Source organism: Virgibacillus tibetensis, from assembly GCF_036026595.1.
Classification (GTDB): domain Bacteria; phylum Bacillota; class Bacilli; order Bacillales; family Amphibacillaceae; genus Virgibacillus_P; species Virgibacillus_P tibetensis.
In genome coordinates this window covers 48,274-66,464 of record NZ_JARZFX010000012.1, presented here as the reverse complement: position 1 = coordinate 66,464, position 18,191 = coordinate 48,274, and the positions used below count along the sequence as shown (strand labels likewise).

The window sequence follows — 18,191 nt, the reverse complement described above, 5'->3', positions numbered from 1 at the left end:
AAAGCAAACAGCTCACGTCAATTAGTCACATATCATATGCATTCACTTCAATAATTAATGTAGTTAGTAGGTTAATTACAGATAATAAGTTTCCTTTAGATCACAAAGTTAATTCTGTAGTTCTTAACTTTACTATTTTATTTCTGAGTAATGTTAGATTATTATAAAAGTCTAATAGCTCATCAACTTTTTCTGCAATTTTATTCTGAGTGTCAATATCAGGTAACATAAAGGTTAAATTAGCCATTTGTTCTTTATGTAGATTTCCCCTATCTGAATTTTGTTTGAAATTGTATTTTTGACTATAGACAAAGTACTTGAGATTTACTTTTTCAGTGTATTTCTCTTTTGGTATTAAAACTCCACAGTGATCAGTTGGAAAAAAACTATAATCTCTATAGAACAAGGTACCAGCATCACCATCAGTATTCCAAGTAACACAAGAACTATCAATAATAAAATCAGCACCTACATAATTTTTCCAAGGATCCCAACTTTGATTTACAGTTTTTCTTCCACGTTTATAAGTATTTTTCAACCAATCTTCCGTTGCATTACCAAAGATTCCATTACCTTTCGCTCCAGACGAAACGATAGGTATAAGGTTTTCACTGCCTATAAACTGATTTAAATTATTGTATAGAGTTTTCCTGGTGATTCTTTTACCTGTATCTAGGTAAAAAACATCTGACACCTTATACTCTGTCATTTCATTCGACATACAAATTCTAGATAGAAAATCATCAATTCTTTCCTGTATTTTAACAATTAAACTATCTGCATAGGTAAGCTGACGGTACATTATTAACTCTTCATTTTGATTTCTAATATAAGGAAAATCAAAATCTTGCTTCTCTGCATATGTCTTGCTAAATGTTCCGTTTCCATTTTTTGAAGTTGATATTTGATAGAATAGTTTTTGTAAATTAAATGATGCCCACTCTAAATTTACACTTTCTTTATATTCATCATTTACGTACATAACATAAGCATCATCATTTACAGTAAATAATTCATCAGTGACATACTCCATTGAACCCGCAAGACCTTTTCTACAAATAACAACTGCAGGTCCTGTGAATGTTTTTAGATCATCTAAGTATTTATTATCAATGTATCCCAAACTCAATTCTTCACCTATTGATCCTGAATATACTGGAATTGCATCTGTGGATTCTTTGGGTCTTCTACTATACAAATACCTTTTTGTTAAACCAGAGTTTCCACCATTTATTTTAAAGACCTCTTTTATTGTTTTAACCATTATTTATTTACTTCTCCCATAGTGGATTGGAATTTTGTAGTTAAATCTTTAATCTCATCCCATATTGTCGAGACTTCTTGTTCAAATTCATCCTCGGTTAAATATTCAGGAGTGTATGGTCTCATATAAAACTCTGGTAATAAATTATAGTAATTTGATTCAGTTATGTCAGTATTCAATTGATAGTAGCCAGACTTTCTTAAAATATGTTTTCCACTTTCGTCTTTTACACCTAACAGTTCCCCTTCAACCCCCAATTGATTCTCCTTAATAATATCAGGCTTTAAATAATTGTTAAGTAGTTCATTTATATCATTATGGATATATTCTGGAACATCGTCATTTATTACTACTAAATCGGTTTCCCATCTATCATCTGATAAGTTATATCCATCAAAATCAAGATTATAAAACCATATTTTATCAGATAGATTTTCAAATTTTAATTTGGGAGTAATTATACCGGATTGTTCCTCAATAAAATTGCCGTTTAATTCGTCGATAGCAATCTTATCTCGTTTATATCCAATTAACATATAAGTTTTTTGTTTTGTATAAGGTGCAAATACAAACTTGTTAAGTGAAATTATACTTTCAATCTTAATATTTTTTAAGATATATTTACGGAACCCAACTTTAGTAGGATTTTCTAAGATTCCATTTGGAATTATTATTCCTATTCTTCCATTATAAGGGAGAGCATCAATATACTTTTTCATGAATGTATATTCCTTCCCTTTTCCATAAGGTGGGTTACTAATAATTACATTCCATTCATTTTCATCGCAATTATCAGATAGTTCTATTTCTTGATTATAAAGTTTTTCTAATGAGCTACCTCTAAATAATCGATTATGACCATCACCAGCAAAAAACATATTTAACTTTGCTTTTTTAATACTATCCTCTTCAATATCAATTCCAGTAAAGGCATCGTTACTTAATACACTTGAAATCTCTTTGTTTTTTCCATTAAGAATAGTCGTATACTCTTCAACTAGGTACTCGTACGCTTCCGTAAGAAGGCCACCCGTACCACATGATGGGTCAAGTATTTTCATTTTTTCAAAATCTTCTTTTATTATGTTTATAATTCTATTTGGATCTATTTTGCTGCCACGTTCAGTTTGATCATTAATATAATTGTGGATTTTTCCTTTAAGCTTTTCTATATAAGGTTTTAAAGTAAGTCTTGCCAAAACTTTTGCGATATGCCTTCTAGTATAAAATTGCCCTAACTCTTCTTTTTCATCTTTATCTTTAAATTTTTCATAAATAGAACCATATACATCAAAATTACAAGCATGAAGATATAATATATTCTCCATCCTACTAGTCGAAGTATTTATTCCGTTTAATTCCTTATATAACTTTGCTAAGAAAGTGTAGCCAATATCATTATCAGGAATTTGATTGATATTTGCTAATATACTACTGAAATCTCTATATTCTCTTTCATAATTCCTTATATACTCCCCATGATTGTCTTTGACATCTTCAGTATTTGCCAGTAACTCTAGTTGTCGTTTCACTGTTTCATATATTTTTTGACCAATTGCGATCGTTTTAGAGGGTAAGGTTAAATCTTCGTAATTTACCCATTCCGACCACAATGGAATCCCTGAATCTTGATATCTATGTAATCTACCTGATAGGAGAACCCTTTCTTCTAGATATTTAAAGAAAAGAAAAGTTAATATTACGTCTCCCAGGTATTTCTTTCTCCCGGATAATGATCCTTTATAGAATTCATTATGTATGCGTCCCAATAAATCAATAAATTGCTGTTCATTCATACTCACTTTTTCATTTTGTTCGTCTTGATTTAATTTCCTATAATCACAAATATTATTTTGACTAGTAATTGATTGTGATAAATCTTTTAATAAACTAAAAGAAGGTAACCCATTTAATTGTTCCACAACATCTTCTAATTTAAAATTACCATTCTCAATTACAGTGCTTGTTCGTTGTAGGTATAAAGGTTTTAATGTTTCAGTATGGTAAAACTGTACTCTATTGGTGTTAGTAACAGCAAAGAATTCTAAATTTAACTTTTTAGCCTTCCATAAACCTTGAATTAGAGCATTAAACCATTCTTTTTCAGGAATACTTCCATATTGGAAATTTTGGCTAGACTGTTCATAATTCTCAACGTTTTCAACTATTAATTTTAAATATTCTTCTCTTACTTCTTCCAACGAACCTTCATCATATATGTCTAAATATAATGCGCTTTCCTGTTTTACCTCAATAATTGTAAGGATATAATCTTCAAATTTATCACTTTGATTATTAACGTTCGAAATAATAACATCAATTCTTTTATTTCCGGTCTTATTAGTTGTGCAATCTGTTTTAAGGTTACTTATAGGTATCCTTGCTTCATGCGTTAGTTTAGGTATGAACTTTGTAATTATTTGTGTACTTTCGCTAGTTCTCATAGTCTCCTCCTATATTGTTAAATCAAAAATTGGAATGGCTCTGGTAACAGTATACTATATTTTCTCTAATCACAAAAATGGGTTGGCTCTACAAATTGGCCAGTTGATTGCAATTCTACAAAAATAATAATCGTTTATTTACGATTTCTTTAAATGTCCTTCTTTCAATAATTTCAAAGTCGGTTAATGCTTCATAACTACTGGCATGTAATATACTGTTCCATCAGTCCACAACTACATTATCATTATAGTTATAATGTTGTTTACAATGTCTACAATATAAAATCACAAGTTTCTTTATCATATATTCACCTTTCGAACATTATTCTTTATAAGCTTACTAGAAAACTTGTAATACTAGCATGCCCTATAGATAAATCAGGATAAATTTACAGTTTAAGATTATTCGATGTGTGCCTATCTCTAACTAGTTGCCTGCAATCCACCCATAATTCAGTATAACTATGGAACACTGCCGCCTCTTGACTTTATCAATAGCGAAAAATCAATAAGGAAAGTAGGTTTATTAAAGTGTTTCGATATAATTAAAGATATATCTTAATATTATTATTTAATAATACTATTTTAGTTATAAAAAGCCTTCAAAACTAAATTTATCCTAAGATAAAATTCAATTTTGAAGGTAATTTTTTATCAAACTAATCTAAGGATACTCTGTTCATCTTTACATATTTAAGTTTTAAGAAATTGAGAATTTCTATTTTTAGTATACTTAAGCATACTATCTCAACTCATCTCGTAAAGGCACAAGGTATTCATCTAACACTTTCCTCCACTGTCGCTTCATCTCAGGCCCATATTTTAATGGCTTTGCATCTGGGTTTACAGCTTTATACTTCTCAAAATTTCTACTGTTTATAATATCACTGATATTTGGTATCGGATCCATTCCAACGATATATTGAACCTTCGATAAGTGTAGCGCTTCCTTGTCAACAAACCAGGTATTCGCAAAGTTTGAAATTGCTCTATTTTGTGCATCTGTAAAATATGTACGTTTGACAATAAATATATCTTCATCTTCATCGACTTCTCCTACATCAATTGCATTTAGAATCGCACGATATACTTCTTTCACAATCTCTTTCTTCTCTAATTTTTGCAATGCATTTTCAATATCATCACGAATGTTTTTGTTGTTGGCTGAGTATGTTTCTAAGAGTTTATCGATATAGCTTGAATCCACATCATATATTTTAACGGCATTTTCTCCGTAAAATTCTATATCGGAGAAATCAACATCTGGTTGATCGCTGTCTTCCTCTTCATCTATTAAGGAGCCTTTTACGGTGGTATAGACGCCTACAGACTCTTCAATAATCATTACCTGTTCTTTTAAAGCTTTTGAGTATTCCACATCATCGTTATATTCGTTATACGTAACAAGTGCTTCATAAGCGTTATTTAACTCTTGAAATGCCTTTATAAATTCTACTCGATTTTCAATAGGTGTATGTTCGTCAATCTTTTCAATATCTGGTGCAACATTTTGAAGCTTTTTGTGGGCCCTTTTGAAACGTTTCTTTGACTCCTCATATGTTGGATAAATAAGGGTTGATGCTTCTTCTTCATTGGAATACACTTTTGTAGCTTCCGTTACATTGTATTCCATCGTATGTGGCTTTCTGAAGGTTACGATTAATCCCTTCTCTTTCCCTGGATATGTTCGATTCGTTCGCGAAAATGCTTGAATTAGATTCGCATAACTTAAATTACGATCTACAAATAGTGTTTGCACAGATGGCGCATCAAAGCCAGTTAATAAGCGGTCAACAACAATTACCAGATCAACTTGCTTCCCAAACTCTTTGAACTCTGCTCTTTTACGTGCTAAACGATTATTAATATCGCCATTGTATCTTTCTATACTCTCTAGTGACCATGCTGTATCGTAATATTCGTTATAGTCTTTGATAATTTCTTTCATTTCATTTTGGTTTGCTGCTGCCTCTTCTTCATTTTCTTGTAAAGAATACGTAATCGCAATTCGAGGGAAATCTATATCTTCCATGGTCCTTCCTTTTCGAATTGGTTGGTCGGCAAACATATTTGTTAACCATTCGGGATCTTTCGTCATCTCTTTTATCGCATGATAATACTGTTTTGCCATATTAATCGAACTCGTTGTGAAGATGGCGGATTTCTGTGGACGACCATTCTCAAAATCAAATTTCATATATGCATTATCAGGTCTAAAAATCTTCCGAAGTACCTGGTGGATATGTTCTTCATTTTCATATACGGCAGAATCAATATAGTTTTCTTGCTCGATAACATCCATTTGATCAATCAAGCGATTTATTTCATCATTTGTTTGATTTATATATTTGGTATCTTTTCGTAGTTGTTCAAAAATTGAATTTTGTATAGATGTTTGTTCTATGGTATTTCCATGTTCTACTTGAAAACCTAACACCGCACCATCTTCTAACGCATTTTTAATCGTATAGGTATGTAAGACATCTCCATATTGATCACGCGTTGTCCGTGCTAATTTTCCTTGTGCTTGCTTCTTATTTACTTCAAATATAGGTGTACCTGTAAAACCAAACCAAGTGGAGTTAGGGAAAAATCCTTTCATATCTTCCATGCCTTCTGGGCTTAAAGCACGGTGACATTCATCGACAATAAAGACGATATGTTGGCCTACAAGCTTTTTAAAACGATGTGTACCTTTCTTCTCTTCTACTTTTTGTGCATGTCTAAGCGCAGATTCTAGCTTTTGACGCGTCGTAATAATAATTGTATTGGAATTCGCATCTGATAGCAATGTATCCCTTAACTCTTTGGCACTGCCTGTTCCGACTATTAAACTATTGGAACGTGCATTACCAGATGAGATGCCTGTATTAAATTCCGATGCAAATTTTGTAAACTCAGAAGTTGTTTGGTTATCTAAATCTTTTCGGTCAATAAGCATAATCGTTCGGTCTACCCCAGGTTTTTTAGCGAGTAACTTAGTAGATACAAAGCTCGTTAAGGTTTTTCCAGAACCCGTTGCATGCCAAATATAGCCAGACTCGTGTTTACTAGCAGAAGTATATAATGCTTGAATCGCATGGATTTGATACGGTTTTAAGATCATTAAAACTTTATTGTCTTGATCTTCACTCACAATCGTATAATCAGCGACTAATCGGTGTGCATCTGGAATATTTAAAGCTTGTTTTACAAATTCATAGAGATTCTCTACCTTTTGATTGTCTGTCGTTCTCCAGCTAAAGAGAAATTTCTTGTGCATATCTTTTGGCATTGCATTGGCAAAGTAGCGTGTCGTTTGTTCATTAGAAACAACGAATAGTTGTAGCGTAGAAAAGATATTCCCGCGAAACATCCCTTCTTCTGTATATTTCTTAACTTGATTAAACGCTTGAAACACACCATCTTTCGCACTCGCTTGTTTTAACTCGATTTGTACAATGGGTAAACCATTAATTAATAATGTGACATCAAAACGACGATTCCGATCTTCAACAGACGTTTTTTGCTTTGCGATTTGATGGACGACTTCATATCTTGATATTCCACCACCAATATCATGATTGGAGTACAAGACTAATGGCATCGGTCCCAAAGCTACATTTTCTCGTTCAATGGTAATACGCGCAATACCATTCTCCCCTTTGAGCCATTTAGCAGCTTCAAATGGAGTCTTAGTTCTAAGTAAGAGTTCTGTTTTAATCGTATCGAACTCTTTATCTGTAATTAGATGTTCACCAATCTCTGATAAGTTATTTTGCGTAATGATCTGTCGCAAATTTTGCCAGAGATCCGCTTCAGACTTTAAGTCAGGGCGATAATTCCATTGATTATATCCTTCACCTAATACTTCAATGAGCCGGCGCTCAACTTCGGTTTCATTGTTGTGGGATAGCTTTGTCATGATTTCTTCTCCTTTCTATTTTTCTATCTTTTAAACAAACATCTTTTGTAAAAAAGCTTTTTTTGTTTGTTTTAGGGTTTCTAGTTCTTGCTGATGTAGAGTGATGGTCTGATCAATTTTTCTAAAAAAGTTACCAATTTGGTTCTGCTCTTCTATTGTTGGAATCATCATCGGCATCTTAGACATTTGTTTTCCCGACACTTCCACAAATGTAGAACCTGCCCCGTTTGTTTCCCCATAGCGTTTTAATTCATGAGTTCTTGAATAGATAAAGTATGAACCTAGTTCATTTTTATGTGGTACGATTGATTGAAATCCTTGGTTTGTTGCACTTTCCTTAGCGAGAATAGCAGTATTTCCAATACCAGCACGAGAAGTAAATAAGACAGTACCAACCGGCAAAATCTTAGCAGAACTTTTTTGTAAACCAAGTTTTGTGATTTTCTTTTGACTGTTATCAACGTAAACCTTCTCTTTGAGTTCGACAGGTGAATACCAATCAATATCCCCGTCCCAATATTCTCCTTTGCCCGTACTTGGAGTTCCACCACCAATTATATCCGCAACTTCTTCCAACTTGCGCTGTTTCCAATCTCTAATAAACCCTGGAAAACGGATTTCAGGCACAGACTTCCCTTCTTTTGGAAACATTTTTTGCAAGAATCCCTGTTTTATTTGTTTGAGGGTGTCTATTTCTTGCTGTTGGAGAACGATAATGTCATCAAGCTGTTTGAAAAAGTTGCCGATTTTTGATTGCTCTTCTAGTTTTGGCTTACTAATAATTATTTTATCAATACTAGATTTAGATAAACTTGGAACCCCAGTAGATTCATCATATTTTTTCAAGTCAATTGTATTAATCAATGAAAAACAAAATAATAAATTATTTTTCTTCTTAGTGGTCATATAAAACAATGTATCCACTGTCCAAAAAGGCGCTTTCAACAATTGAGGTTTGTCTATAGTTCCTTTTCTTCCAATTCCAATAGCATCTTTATCGGAAAGACTATCATTAACACTAAGCATAAAACCTCCTGTACCATAGACAGGAATATTTCCCTTTTTTAGATGTTTATAGTCCCTACCGGAGTTAACCTTTAATATTTCCTCTAACTTATGCTCTTCCCACTCCATAGTAAACCCAGTAAACCTTATTTCGGGTGTCTTTTTATTCTCCATGCCTAAACACCTCTAATGCACCCTTAATCCACTCTTCATTTTCTTTATCAAATTGTAGCGAAGAAATTGTCTCATATATGTTAGATTCTAATTCAGCTTTTTCTTTTCGTATCTCTTGAATCGATGAACCAAGTTCTTCCATATCCACCGGCTCTTCTTCTTCAAACGTATCCACATAACGTGGTATGTTTAAATTAAATTCATTCTCTTCAATCTCTTCAAAGGTTGCTAGATACGCAAATTTCTCTACGTCTTTTCGGTTTTTATACGTTTCTACAATTTTTGTAACATGTTCTTTCGTTAACTTATTCTGATTTTTTACTTTTTCAAATTCTTTACTTGCATCAATAAAGAACACATCACGGTTGTCTCGATTTTTCTTTAAAATAATGATGGTTGTTGGAATCGATGTCCCGAAGAATAGATTTGTGGGCATGCCAATAACCGTATCAATACTACCATCTTCTAATAACTTTTTACGAATGACACCTTCCGCAGCTCCTCTGAATAAAACACCATGTGGTAAAATAATCGCCATTTTTCCAGAGCCTTTTAAGTGATAGAATCCATGTAAAAGAAATGCAAAGTCTGCTTTTGATTTAGGTGCTAATTTACCATATCGGTTAAATCGGGAATCATCTAAGAATGACACGTCAGATGACCATTTGGCAGAGTAAGGTGGATTCATTAAGACAGAGTCAAATAGATATGGTTCATCTGTCGGCCAATCTTTATTTAATGTATCACCATTACGCAGACGCATATCTTCTTTACGAACTCCGTGCAAAATTAAGTTCATCTTTGCTAAGTTATATGTTGTTGTATTTAGTTCCTGTCCGTGATATTTCACGCTTTCTGGATAGTTCAGGTAGTTTCGTACATTAAGCATTAATGAACCCGAACCCATCGTTGGGTCATAGACACTGAATAACTTTTTATCCTCTTGATCAAGTGCAACAATTTGTGCCATCATATCTGATACTTTACTTGGCGTATAAAATTCGCCTGCCTTCTTTCCAGCTTCAGAAGCAAACTCTCCAATTAGAAATTCATAAGCGTCACCTATGACATCCCCATCATGACCCATGACATCAATCTCACTTAGCTTCTTCAACACATCAGATATTGTGATATTACGTTGTTGATCGTCTGACCCGAGTTTTTTAGAAGTTAAATCCAAATCATCAAATAGCCCACTAAATTGCTCATAACTCGTAGATAAACCTACGAACGCTTTATTTAAATCATTCAGTTGAAAGACGTTTTTTTTGGCTTCATCAGCCAACACATTAAATAAGTAATCTGGCTCGATATGATGTCCTAGCGTATCCACTAACATTTCTACTAAATCATCTTTTACATCTTCATCAGCAAGAAGTTCCCGATATAATTCAGTCTGTTTTAGTTGTGTGTCATACGTTTCTAGTGATTCATCAGCTAACTCAATCACTTTCACTAGTAATTTATCTGATAAATACTTGTAGAAAATTAATCCCAATAAATAATCTTTGTATTCGGATGCATCCATTTTACTGCGCAAACTATCTGCAGCACTAAATAACTTTGAATTTAATTCTGACATATTGAGTTCCCCACTTTTCTTTTATTCGTCTAATTTTTTCAGTACTTCAAGAAAAAGCAGTTCTTCCAAATCTGCTTGTTTCTTCGCTAGAGCTATTCGTTTCCTTAGCGCTAGATAAGCCTTTCCAATCACTTGCTGCTTCTCTACACTTGGCAACTTCATATCCAAAGACTTTAATATCGCTGGTGTTAATTTTGGAATGGTACTACCTTGCATGGAAATTGCCATTTGTTTCTTCATGGACTGTGATTCATTTAGTGCATAACATAAATAGCTCGGATCCAATTTTTTATCTTCTATCATCAGTTTAGCAAAGTTTTGATTAATAATCTTTCCAGCGTTCTTTTCACTCACGATTGCAGCTTTAGAACTAACAAAGCTAAATACTACATTGCCAACTTCACTTACATGAACATCAATTTTTTCAGCATTTTTATGAGATGGACTAGAATTTGAATCAAGATATAAACCATCTATATCTTCTGTTAAATCCTCGTATGAGTATATTTCTAAAGTTTGATTATGTATTTCATTTATTCGGGAAATATTTCTTCCTACTCTTACGCTTACAAACTCTTCAAGTTTCATGCCTCTCCCCTTCCATTGTGTAATTCTTTTAAATTACTCTGACGCACTCTAATCTTATCACGCATAAAACAACCCGTCAACGATAAATTGTAATTCGTTAAAATTACATAATATATGTTAACAGGTATATCTTATATTATTATTTTTTAATCAAGGACTGCTGATCGTCCTGCACAATTGGCTGCATTACAAGAATTGGATGACACCATGGAAGAGGACTACAATAAAACAATTGTCGTAATGACAACAGACTTGGAAAGACTAATTTGGCAGTATTTTTCGCTCAACGATTCAAAAGAATATTATTTATCGCCCATCGCGAGGTGATTCTTAAGCAGGCCTAAGAAAAACTTTGAACAGGTTCTTGGAAAAAGACTCGAAACACGATATGCTGTTCGTAGCCACTTTTACACTAAGCACCCAGGATCAACTACATAAATTGTGATCCGGAAGAGGTTATTGTTGATGAATTTCACCGTGCTACAGCCAAAAGCTATCAGAAGGTAATCGATTATTTTCAGCCAACGTTCCTTTTAGGATTAACAGCAACCCCTGGAAATGACATCTATTTCTTTAAAGTCATAATTGATGATGGATTTAACACTTCACTTTCTATGACAATAGCAGTTAACCCAACACTTGTTTTTGTTTCGTGCCATTCGTCTTTGTTCCAAAATACTGCATCACCAGTTCCCACTTGGTAATATTCCTCTTTTTCACCTCTTACATGTCCTTCACCATTCATAATTAAAAGAAGTTGAGGTACCACAGCTTTATGATAACCAATAATACCGTTTTCCTCTAAGTATATACACCCAATAGTAGTTGCCTTATCAGTCTGAATAATATGAGACATTACAAAGTCCGAATTAAATTTCGTTATCTTCTTACCATTATCTCTATCAAAATTATAAATCTCCAATACAAATCCCCCTTTTCACGTAACAAATCTTCCTTAATTAATTCTATTGCCTTCTTTGAAATTCATTCCTTTGTTCCCGGAAATAGTTCTCAAATATAAAAACGGACGCAATCCTTTTTAAAGAATAACTCCCGATTCTGGAATATTTTTTTAAAATGCTTATGTCTTAAAAAAGTTACTATACTCTTCCTTGCTGCTTATCTCCACCAAAAACGGGTAAAGTAACATTACTAAGAGGAATAAAACAGGAAATACGCTCAGCAAAATAACTCCCGGAATACTAAAGAAAATGCTGATAAGAAGTGGTAGTAAGATAATCAAGTTTAATGAGCTATTTTTCATTTTTGATTTTTGTGTTTGATATTGCTCTTCCCCGCAATAAGGGCAAGTCATTGCAGGATCCAAAGTAGTGGTTTTTTTGATAGTTTGTTTCCAACTCCACTTATTGTTGCAATTCTGGCAAGTAGGCATTTAATCTCTCCTTCCAAAATAGCCCTTATACGTAAGACATACGCCGACTCTTATTCCATTCTCGCACCCAATTCCATAATGAATTGCTTGCCAATACTACTCTTTTAAAGAAAAGGAACATCAGCTATTTAGCGTTTTGGTTGTCGTCATTGTTCTTACATCTTTTCTGACTGCACTTACATTTAAAATAGTCGAAATTAACGACAGAAATAGTCTTATGATTCCAACCGAAGAACAAAGGAGACATAGGACACTTTTAAATTTTGGTATATCAACATTTTTAAAACAAACGTCTCCTATTCCTGTAGTTAATCTCTTAGTTCCATATGTCGATTGATCTTCGCTGATAACACGCATACATGGGTTAATGACGATCTTAAACTTAGACTTTCGATGGCGCGTATAACCCCTGATCCAAAGAACGCTGGTTGGGAAGACGGGGTACCTGTTCATGAATCCAATTCATTTTGAGGTATATTAATTTTGAGTTGTCCATTAATAGTGCTTCCTTCTTAGGTTTATCTTCACAAGACCCGTATTCAAAACATGCACTTTTACACCTTTTTTTAAAAAGATCTTTTATTTTAATCCTCAGTTAACGTAGCTTACCAAATTCAGGGCGTTCTTTTTAGTCCCTGTATATTTCTCCTAATGCATAATATTGTAGCCTTCCTTGGTGAGTTGTTCCAATTGTCCTTCAATCTTGGTGAACAGTCGACAGCCTGGCATAGCCATATTTCATAAAAATCCCACTACACTTATGGTGCTTAGTTATGACACCTCTCAATATTGCTATTTTACGGGATTTTAATTTAGGTTCAAAACTTCTAAGTCCAATGACACTTAATATTGAAAAAAGGTGACCCTGATATTTAGAGGGCTACCTTATTGACAGAAGTATACATGAAATATATTATTCTATATGTTTATATTCATAATCTGCCTCTTGTTCACGAACAGGGCCAATTTGAATTATCTGTTTATTGTCCTTTTTATACTGGTAAGTAACATTGGGCTCATTTGTAAAAATTACTTCAGCAGTAAACAATGATAACTTTTCAAGTTTAGTCTCGATACTAAGTATATCGTCATCATTATACCCCTTTTCTGTAAGATAGGTATATGTATCTTTTTCTAAGTTATTGTTTTGATATTGGTAGTAACCGTAGGCGGAAATAGGAGTAATTATGATTAAAAAAAGTATTATAACAAAGATCCACTTCACAACGATCATAAAATACACCTCCTTATTTGCTTTTGTAAAAATATAAACATAGTAGCTTTACATATCCAAGCAAAAATTCTACATTTAGACTCGCTACTGGCTCCATTAATATTGCGCCCTTCTTATTTGATGGTTAAAATAAGCCTCCAAAGCAAGTCTGGGTATACCCTTGCAAAACCAAACTCGCTGTCGAATGACGCTTTTTCATTCCATTTACTGGTCCTTATACGCAAGACTTCTGCTTTTTATTCCGGGTTTGCGCCCGATTGTTGCAGATCGTCCCACTATACACTACGAATTACAAATCTTTGATATCGTCGACAAGTTCTGGCAACCCATTACTGAAATAGTGTTCATCACCATCGAGTGCGCGGGTAATTGCTTGTGGAAACCTCCGTGAGTAATGACCCAGGTGTGCAAAAGGCACTATTTCATCGGTACGACTGTGGTAAAAGAACACCTTAGATGTCTGGAGGAGACTCGAAACAAAATTATATGGCAGCGTGTATTCTTTGTTCTGCCAATCTTTGTCTTTGCCCCAGTAAGGTGCTGCAATCATAAATATTCCGGAGATTGATAGTTGGCAAGGTTCTTCTGAAAGATATTTTAACAGGACTGAACAGCCTAAAGAATGACCGATGAGAACCACCTCACCTTCTAATGCTGTGAGTTCTTTTTCAAGCTGAACTTTCCACAGCGTATATTCAGGATTTTCCGGATTGGGCATTTTCGGATACAACAAATTATATTCAGCACCGAGAGCCTTTTGTACATATGCTGCCAACTCATTACTTCCTTGGTGAAATTCTTGAGCTCCAGCACTATGAATGAATAATACTTGTTTCTTCGTCATAATTGTATACTCCCGTCTGGTTCTATTCGTATCACTTCGGTTGAATGTCCATCGATTTATATTTTATACCTTCATGCAGTATGGTTAAACTCACTAATTCCCCAAATGGTTCACATACCATATAGTGTTTAGCAAAGTTTGATTTAACTTCAGCGGGAATTTGTTGAAGACGAATCAATTGATCCTTCAGTTGCTTATTTCGGATTGGCACCCTTTTCTTGAATAACAATACTTCCAATGTATTACTATTACTTTAAAATTCGATATCTAAGATGGGTTACATCAGAGACCTCCGTCACTTTTATTTTCTCCAGTTGAATTTTTTCTGTACCAATATGATCAAACAATCGGATGCCCCTACCAAGTAGAACGGGTACTAAGTGAATCAGAATTTCGTCGACAAGGTTGGCCTTAATACACTGTTGAGCAACATTCGCAGTCCCTACACTGACATTTTTGGTCCCTGCAGCCAATTTCGCCTTCTTTATGGCAGAGCTAATACCATCTGTCACAAACGTAAATTGTGTAGACCCTTCCATAATTTTTTCTGGAACAGAGTGAGTGACAACAAAGACCGGAACACCTGGAATTGGGTGACTACCACCCCAACCATTTACAAGATCGAATGTTCTTCTCCCAACCACCATAGCTCCTGTAGATTCACTTGCTTCATCAAACATCTTCCTATTCGTACTGGATAACTTGAAAAACGTATTAAATTTACTAGGTATATCTCCGCTAAATAGCCAATCGTGAAGCGTCTCGCCTCCCTCACCTAGTCCCTGCTTCTGATTATCGTTCGGGCCGGCGATAAAGCCGTCCAATGACATTGATATGTCTAGAATAACTTTTCCCACTAGCATCCTCTTCTTTCTAATTGTTTCTTTTAGCTTACTTGAATATTGCCAATGAATTCAACCACCTGTGCCATGAAATTAATCCACTTAGGACATCGTTTTTTCCCACCCCTACCATGAAGAGAACTAGTACTATTGATCTCTATAAAGCTGCTATTCATTGTCTAAAATCATTACCACAGAGTCTCCTTGTCAAGAACCCAAAATAATATACCTAAGATAAGATAACTCGTTTCCCTAGATCGAGCCATTTTTTTGAAGGTAAATGGAAAATTTTATGTTAAAATATAAATATATATATTGTAACATTTGTACCAAACTTTCAGTTTAGTAAAGAAGCAATTTTAGCTATTATCATTAAATTTCATATAAGAAAAGAAATGTTTGGAGGAATTAAAATTGATTTTTGAAATGACTATTCAAGTTCGTGTTCAAGACATTAGAAAAGGAAAAAAGTGGTATCAAACCTTATTTAATAGGGAACCGGATTTTATACCCCACGAAGGTTTTGCTGAATGGGAAATTATTTCTGGTTGTTGGTTACAGGTTGCAGAAGGTACGCCGTCTGAAGCTAGTGGTACTTTACGGTTAGGTGTAACCGATATAGAAGGTGAAAGAGAGAGACTTGTTAGAGATTTAAATATTGATAATTTTGACATATATTCAAGGGATCAAGTTCCAGTAAAATGGGGTACATTTATAGACCCTTGGGGTAATCGCCTTGGTTTCTTTGAGTATTTGAATAAAACAGAACAAGAAGAACGTATTAAAACTATTGTTGGTAATTAGAAATAAAATTTATAATTTTTATGATAGGGGGTCATTTCTTAAGGAGTATGAATGCCCCTTTTTTATTGAACTTGTTGAAATAAAGGAGCAGGAATAATAAAAGTAAAGAAGTTAAAGAATTTGGGGGGTGAAATGATGTTTGTAAAGATTTATCAGTACCACATAAAAGAGAATAAAGTAGATGAATATTTATCTATTCAAGATAAGGTATCAAAAATTTATTGCAAGTATATAGATTTTCATACTATGTATTTTAATAGCAAAAATGATGATACAAAATGGTTAGAGATTACAAGATATAAAGATGAGGAAGAATATAACAAAAGTATAAAAATTATAAATGAACAAGAAGAAATTCAAGACCTGTTTAAAGGATTCCAATCGCTTTTATTAACTGATAAGAGTGAGATAAGTGAAGAAGACTTTATTGAAAGACAGGAAAAACGTAATTTTTAGGCTAAGTAGTTCCGTTTTGGTGGAGAAACATACGTAATAGCAAACTAATTAGCAGACCAAATCGCATAAATGACTTTGTCTCTTCTTTCTCCCTTATATATCAACAATTATTGGATACTAACATTTGAATTAGGATTCAACACTGTAACCCAAATAACCTAATAACAACAACTATTGCCAACATGCTAATTTTTGTTAATTGGTATGGGCTATTTGCTATGTTGATTTTTATAAATCAAGTAGATAATTTAAATTTTATGATAAAATAAATGTAGAGTTTGCGGGGATTGTTCTTAAACTAACTGGTTTAAGTAGATAAAAAGTAGATAAAAAGGAATAGGGGGATTACAAAATGCTAACAGAAAAAGTTCATATTGCCGTTCCAACCGCTTTTTTTGAAGATGAATCTTTAAATGTTCAAGGGACAATAAGCCATATAAGAGACCTGTATAAACAAGGAGTAAAATCTGTTCTTGTCTCTGGAACTACTGGAGAACAGCATAGTCTAAACCTCCAAGAGAAATTTGAAATAATAAGCGGTTTAGAACTGGAAGAAGAACTCATTAATAATATGGAAATTTTATTTGGTGTGGCTTCAATTAGACAGAAAGAGGCAGAGGAATTAGCTGAAAAGATTCGACATACAAAAATTTCAGGTATCATGCTTGGGTATTCACCGTATGTTATACCGACACAAGAAGAAGCATTCGCTTATACAAAGAGGATTATACACCTTAGCAATAAACCTACAATTTTATATAACAATCCAAAAAGAACTGGATTTGAATTATCAGAACAAAGTATTATTCAATTAAGTAAGATAGACTTAGTGGTTGGAATAAAAGATGCTGGCAACAAAGAAAAAGTTGAAAGAATAAAAAGCGGTATGCATAAAAACGATTTATATTTTTATGCTGGTGGAGAAGTGGATTTAGAAGAAAAAGTATCATATGGATATGATCGTCTCTCTTCCATAGCTGGGAATGTTTCCTCGACGGAAATTAGTCAATGGTTCCAAAAAATGCTTATGAAGCAAAAATTAAGTAAACAAGAAAGCGAAAAAATAGAATATATTATGGAACAAGTTTATCAAGGAAACGCTATTGTGAATCTGAAAAAAAACATTAATCATAAGGGTATTCCAATGGGGATTTGCAGGAGTCCAATAGGAAATATTTAATTAGATAGTATATTTCAGACTGATTACAAGGATGTTAATCTCATCTAGTAATATGAGGGTTTCGATTTACGTTACATTATTAATTTTCCCACCCAATGTTTTTCAACTGGTACTTAGTTGAACCAGACAATATAAAAAAATGCTTGAACATTTGAAAAAATGTCCAAGCGTTTTTAATTACTATTAGTTGTGCTTGCTATAGTGCGTTTAGTGTAATAATTACACTTTACATTTTCCCTATAGTATCGGGTCTTCTTACGTCAATGAAAGCGCGCCTTTTACCTGACCATACGTTTGGTGTTATTGTTAATGACTTTTCTGGAGCTTCATCCTACTAGTTAATATTCAGGGTGATCTTCATTATTTGCTTCAATTACAATTGTTCCATAAAAAATCATATCATTCGACTTCTCTAGTAAAAAATAACTTCCCATCAAGAGTGTTGACACCACCATAATATTCACCATTTTCTTCATC

15 protein-coding genes and 1 pseudogene are annotated in these 18,191 nt (G+C 33.5%); 4 read left to right on the top strand and 12 right to left on the bottom strand.

What is annotated here, in order from left to right; genetic code table 11:
- Positions 1–100: 100 nt before the first annotated feature.
- The 6 genes from QGM71_RS17415 to QGM71_RS17390 form a co-directional block, all read right to left on the bottom strand.
- Entirely contained in the window at positions 101–1,264 is a 1,164-nt protein-coding gene (locus tag QGM71_RS17415; protein ID WP_327608844.1) for a restriction endonuclease subunit S, read from the bottom strand.
- Positions 1,264–3,708, bottom strand: coding sequence for an HsdM family class I SAM-dependent methyltransferase (locus QGM71_RS17410; protein WP_327608843.1), 2,445 nt, complete (start codon positions 3,706–3,708; stop codon positions 1,264–1,266). The genes QGM71_RS17415 and QGM71_RS17410 overlap by 1 nt, the downstream gene beginning before the upstream one ends.
- Positions 3,709–4,450: 742 nt before the next feature.
- Positions 4,451–7,612, bottom strand: coding sequence for a type I restriction endonuclease subunit R (locus QGM71_RS17405; protein WP_327608842.1), 3,162 nt, complete (start codon positions 7,610–7,612; stop codon positions 4,451–4,453).
- 30 nt (positions 7,613–7,642) lie between these two features.
- Positions 7,643–8,791 (bottom strand): restriction endonuclease subunit S, encoded by a 1,149-nt coding sequence (locus QGM71_RS17400; protein WP_327608841.1) that lies wholly within the window; start codon positions 8,789–8,791, stop codon positions 7,643–7,645.
- Entirely contained in the window at positions 8,781–10,373 is a 1,593-nt protein-coding gene (locus tag QGM71_RS17395) for a type I restriction-modification system subunit M (RefSeq protein WP_327608840.1), read from the bottom strand. The genes QGM71_RS17400 and QGM71_RS17395 overlap by 11 nt, the downstream gene beginning before the upstream one ends.
- 21 nt (positions 10,374–10,394) lie before the next feature.
- Positions 10,395–10,961, bottom strand: a complete 567-nt coding sequence (locus QGM71_RS17390; protein ID WP_327608839.1) for a restriction endonuclease subunit S — start codon at positions 10,959–10,961, stop codon at positions 10,395–10,397.
- Positions 10,962–11,386: 425 nt separating this feature from the next.
- On the opposite strand from QGM71_RS17390, the pseudogene QGM71_RS17385 reads away from it, so the two are divergent.
- A pseudogene (locus QGM71_RS17385) lies at positions 11,387–11,503 on the top strand (DEAD/DEAH box helicase family protein); the annotation flags it as partial.
- 23 nt (positions 11,504–11,526) lie between these two features.
- Here the strand turns inward: QGM71_RS17385 and QGM71_RS17380 are convergent.
- From QGM71_RS17380 to QGM71_RS17360, 5 genes are all read right to left on the bottom strand, one after another.
- The gene (locus QGM71_RS17380; protein WP_327608838.1) at positions 11,527–11,883 is read right to left on the bottom strand and encodes a cupin; all 357 of its coding nucleotides are present in this window, start codon (positions 11,881–11,883) and stop codon (positions 11,527–11,529) included.
- Positions 11,884–12,042: 159 nt separating this feature from the next.
- A complete protein-coding gene (locus tag QGM71_RS17375) occupies positions 12,043–12,354 on the bottom strand; it encodes a TIGR04104 family putative zinc finger protein (protein WP_327608837.1) in 312 nt (103 codons plus the stop codon).
- 913 nt (positions 12,355–13,267) lie between these two features.
- Positions 13,268–13,588 carry a DUF3139 domain-containing protein gene (locus QGM71_RS17370; RefSeq protein ID WP_327608836.1) on the bottom strand — a complete coding sequence of 107 codons (321 nt, stop codon included), beginning with the start codon at positions 13,586–13,588 and terminating at the stop codon, positions 13,268–13,270.
- A 289-nt stretch (positions 13,589–13,877) separates the two neighbouring features.
- A complete protein-coding gene (locus QGM71_RS17365) occupies positions 13,878–14,432 on the bottom strand; it encodes an alpha/beta hydrolase (protein ID WP_327608835.1) in 555 nt (184 codons plus the stop codon).
- A gap of 248 nt (positions 14,433–14,680) precedes the next feature.
- A complete protein-coding gene (locus QGM71_RS17360; protein ID WP_327608834.1) occupies positions 14,681–15,295 on the bottom strand; it encodes a dihydrofolate reductase family protein in 615 nt (204 codons plus the stop codon).
- A 393-nt stretch (positions 15,296–15,688) separates the two neighbouring features.
- Between QGM71_RS17360 and QGM71_RS17355 the strand changes: the two genes are divergently transcribed.
- The 3 genes from QGM71_RS17355 to QGM71_RS17345 all read left to right on the top strand — a co-directional run bounded on the left by QGM71_RS17355 (position 15,689) and on the right by QGM71_RS17345 (position 17,714).
- Positions 15,689–16,078, top strand: a complete 390-nt coding sequence (locus QGM71_RS17355) for a VOC family protein (RefSeq protein WP_327608833.1) — start codon at positions 15,689–15,691, stop codon at positions 16,076–16,078.
- Positions 16,079–16,213: 135 nt separating this feature from the next.
- Complete coding sequence (locus tag QGM71_RS17350) at positions 16,214–16,534, top strand: hypothetical protein (protein WP_327608832.1); 321 nt, start codon at positions 16,214–16,216, stop codon at positions 16,532–16,534.
- Between the two features lie 352 nt (positions 16,535–16,886).
- Positions 16,887–17,714 carry a dihydrodipicolinate synthase family protein gene (locus QGM71_RS17345; RefSeq protein WP_327608831.1) on the top strand — a complete coding sequence of 276 codons (828 nt, stop codon included), beginning with the start codon at positions 16,887–16,889 and terminating at the stop codon, positions 17,712–17,714.
- Positions 17,715–18,052: 338 nt separating this feature from the next.
- Here QGM71_RS17345 and QGM71_RS17340 read toward each other — a convergent pair whose 3' ends face one another.
- Complete coding sequence (locus QGM71_RS17340; RefSeq protein WP_327608830.1) at positions 18,053–18,190, bottom strand: hypothetical protein; 138 nt, start codon at positions 18,188–18,190, stop codon at positions 18,053–18,055.
- Position 18,191: the final 1 nt, after the last annotated feature.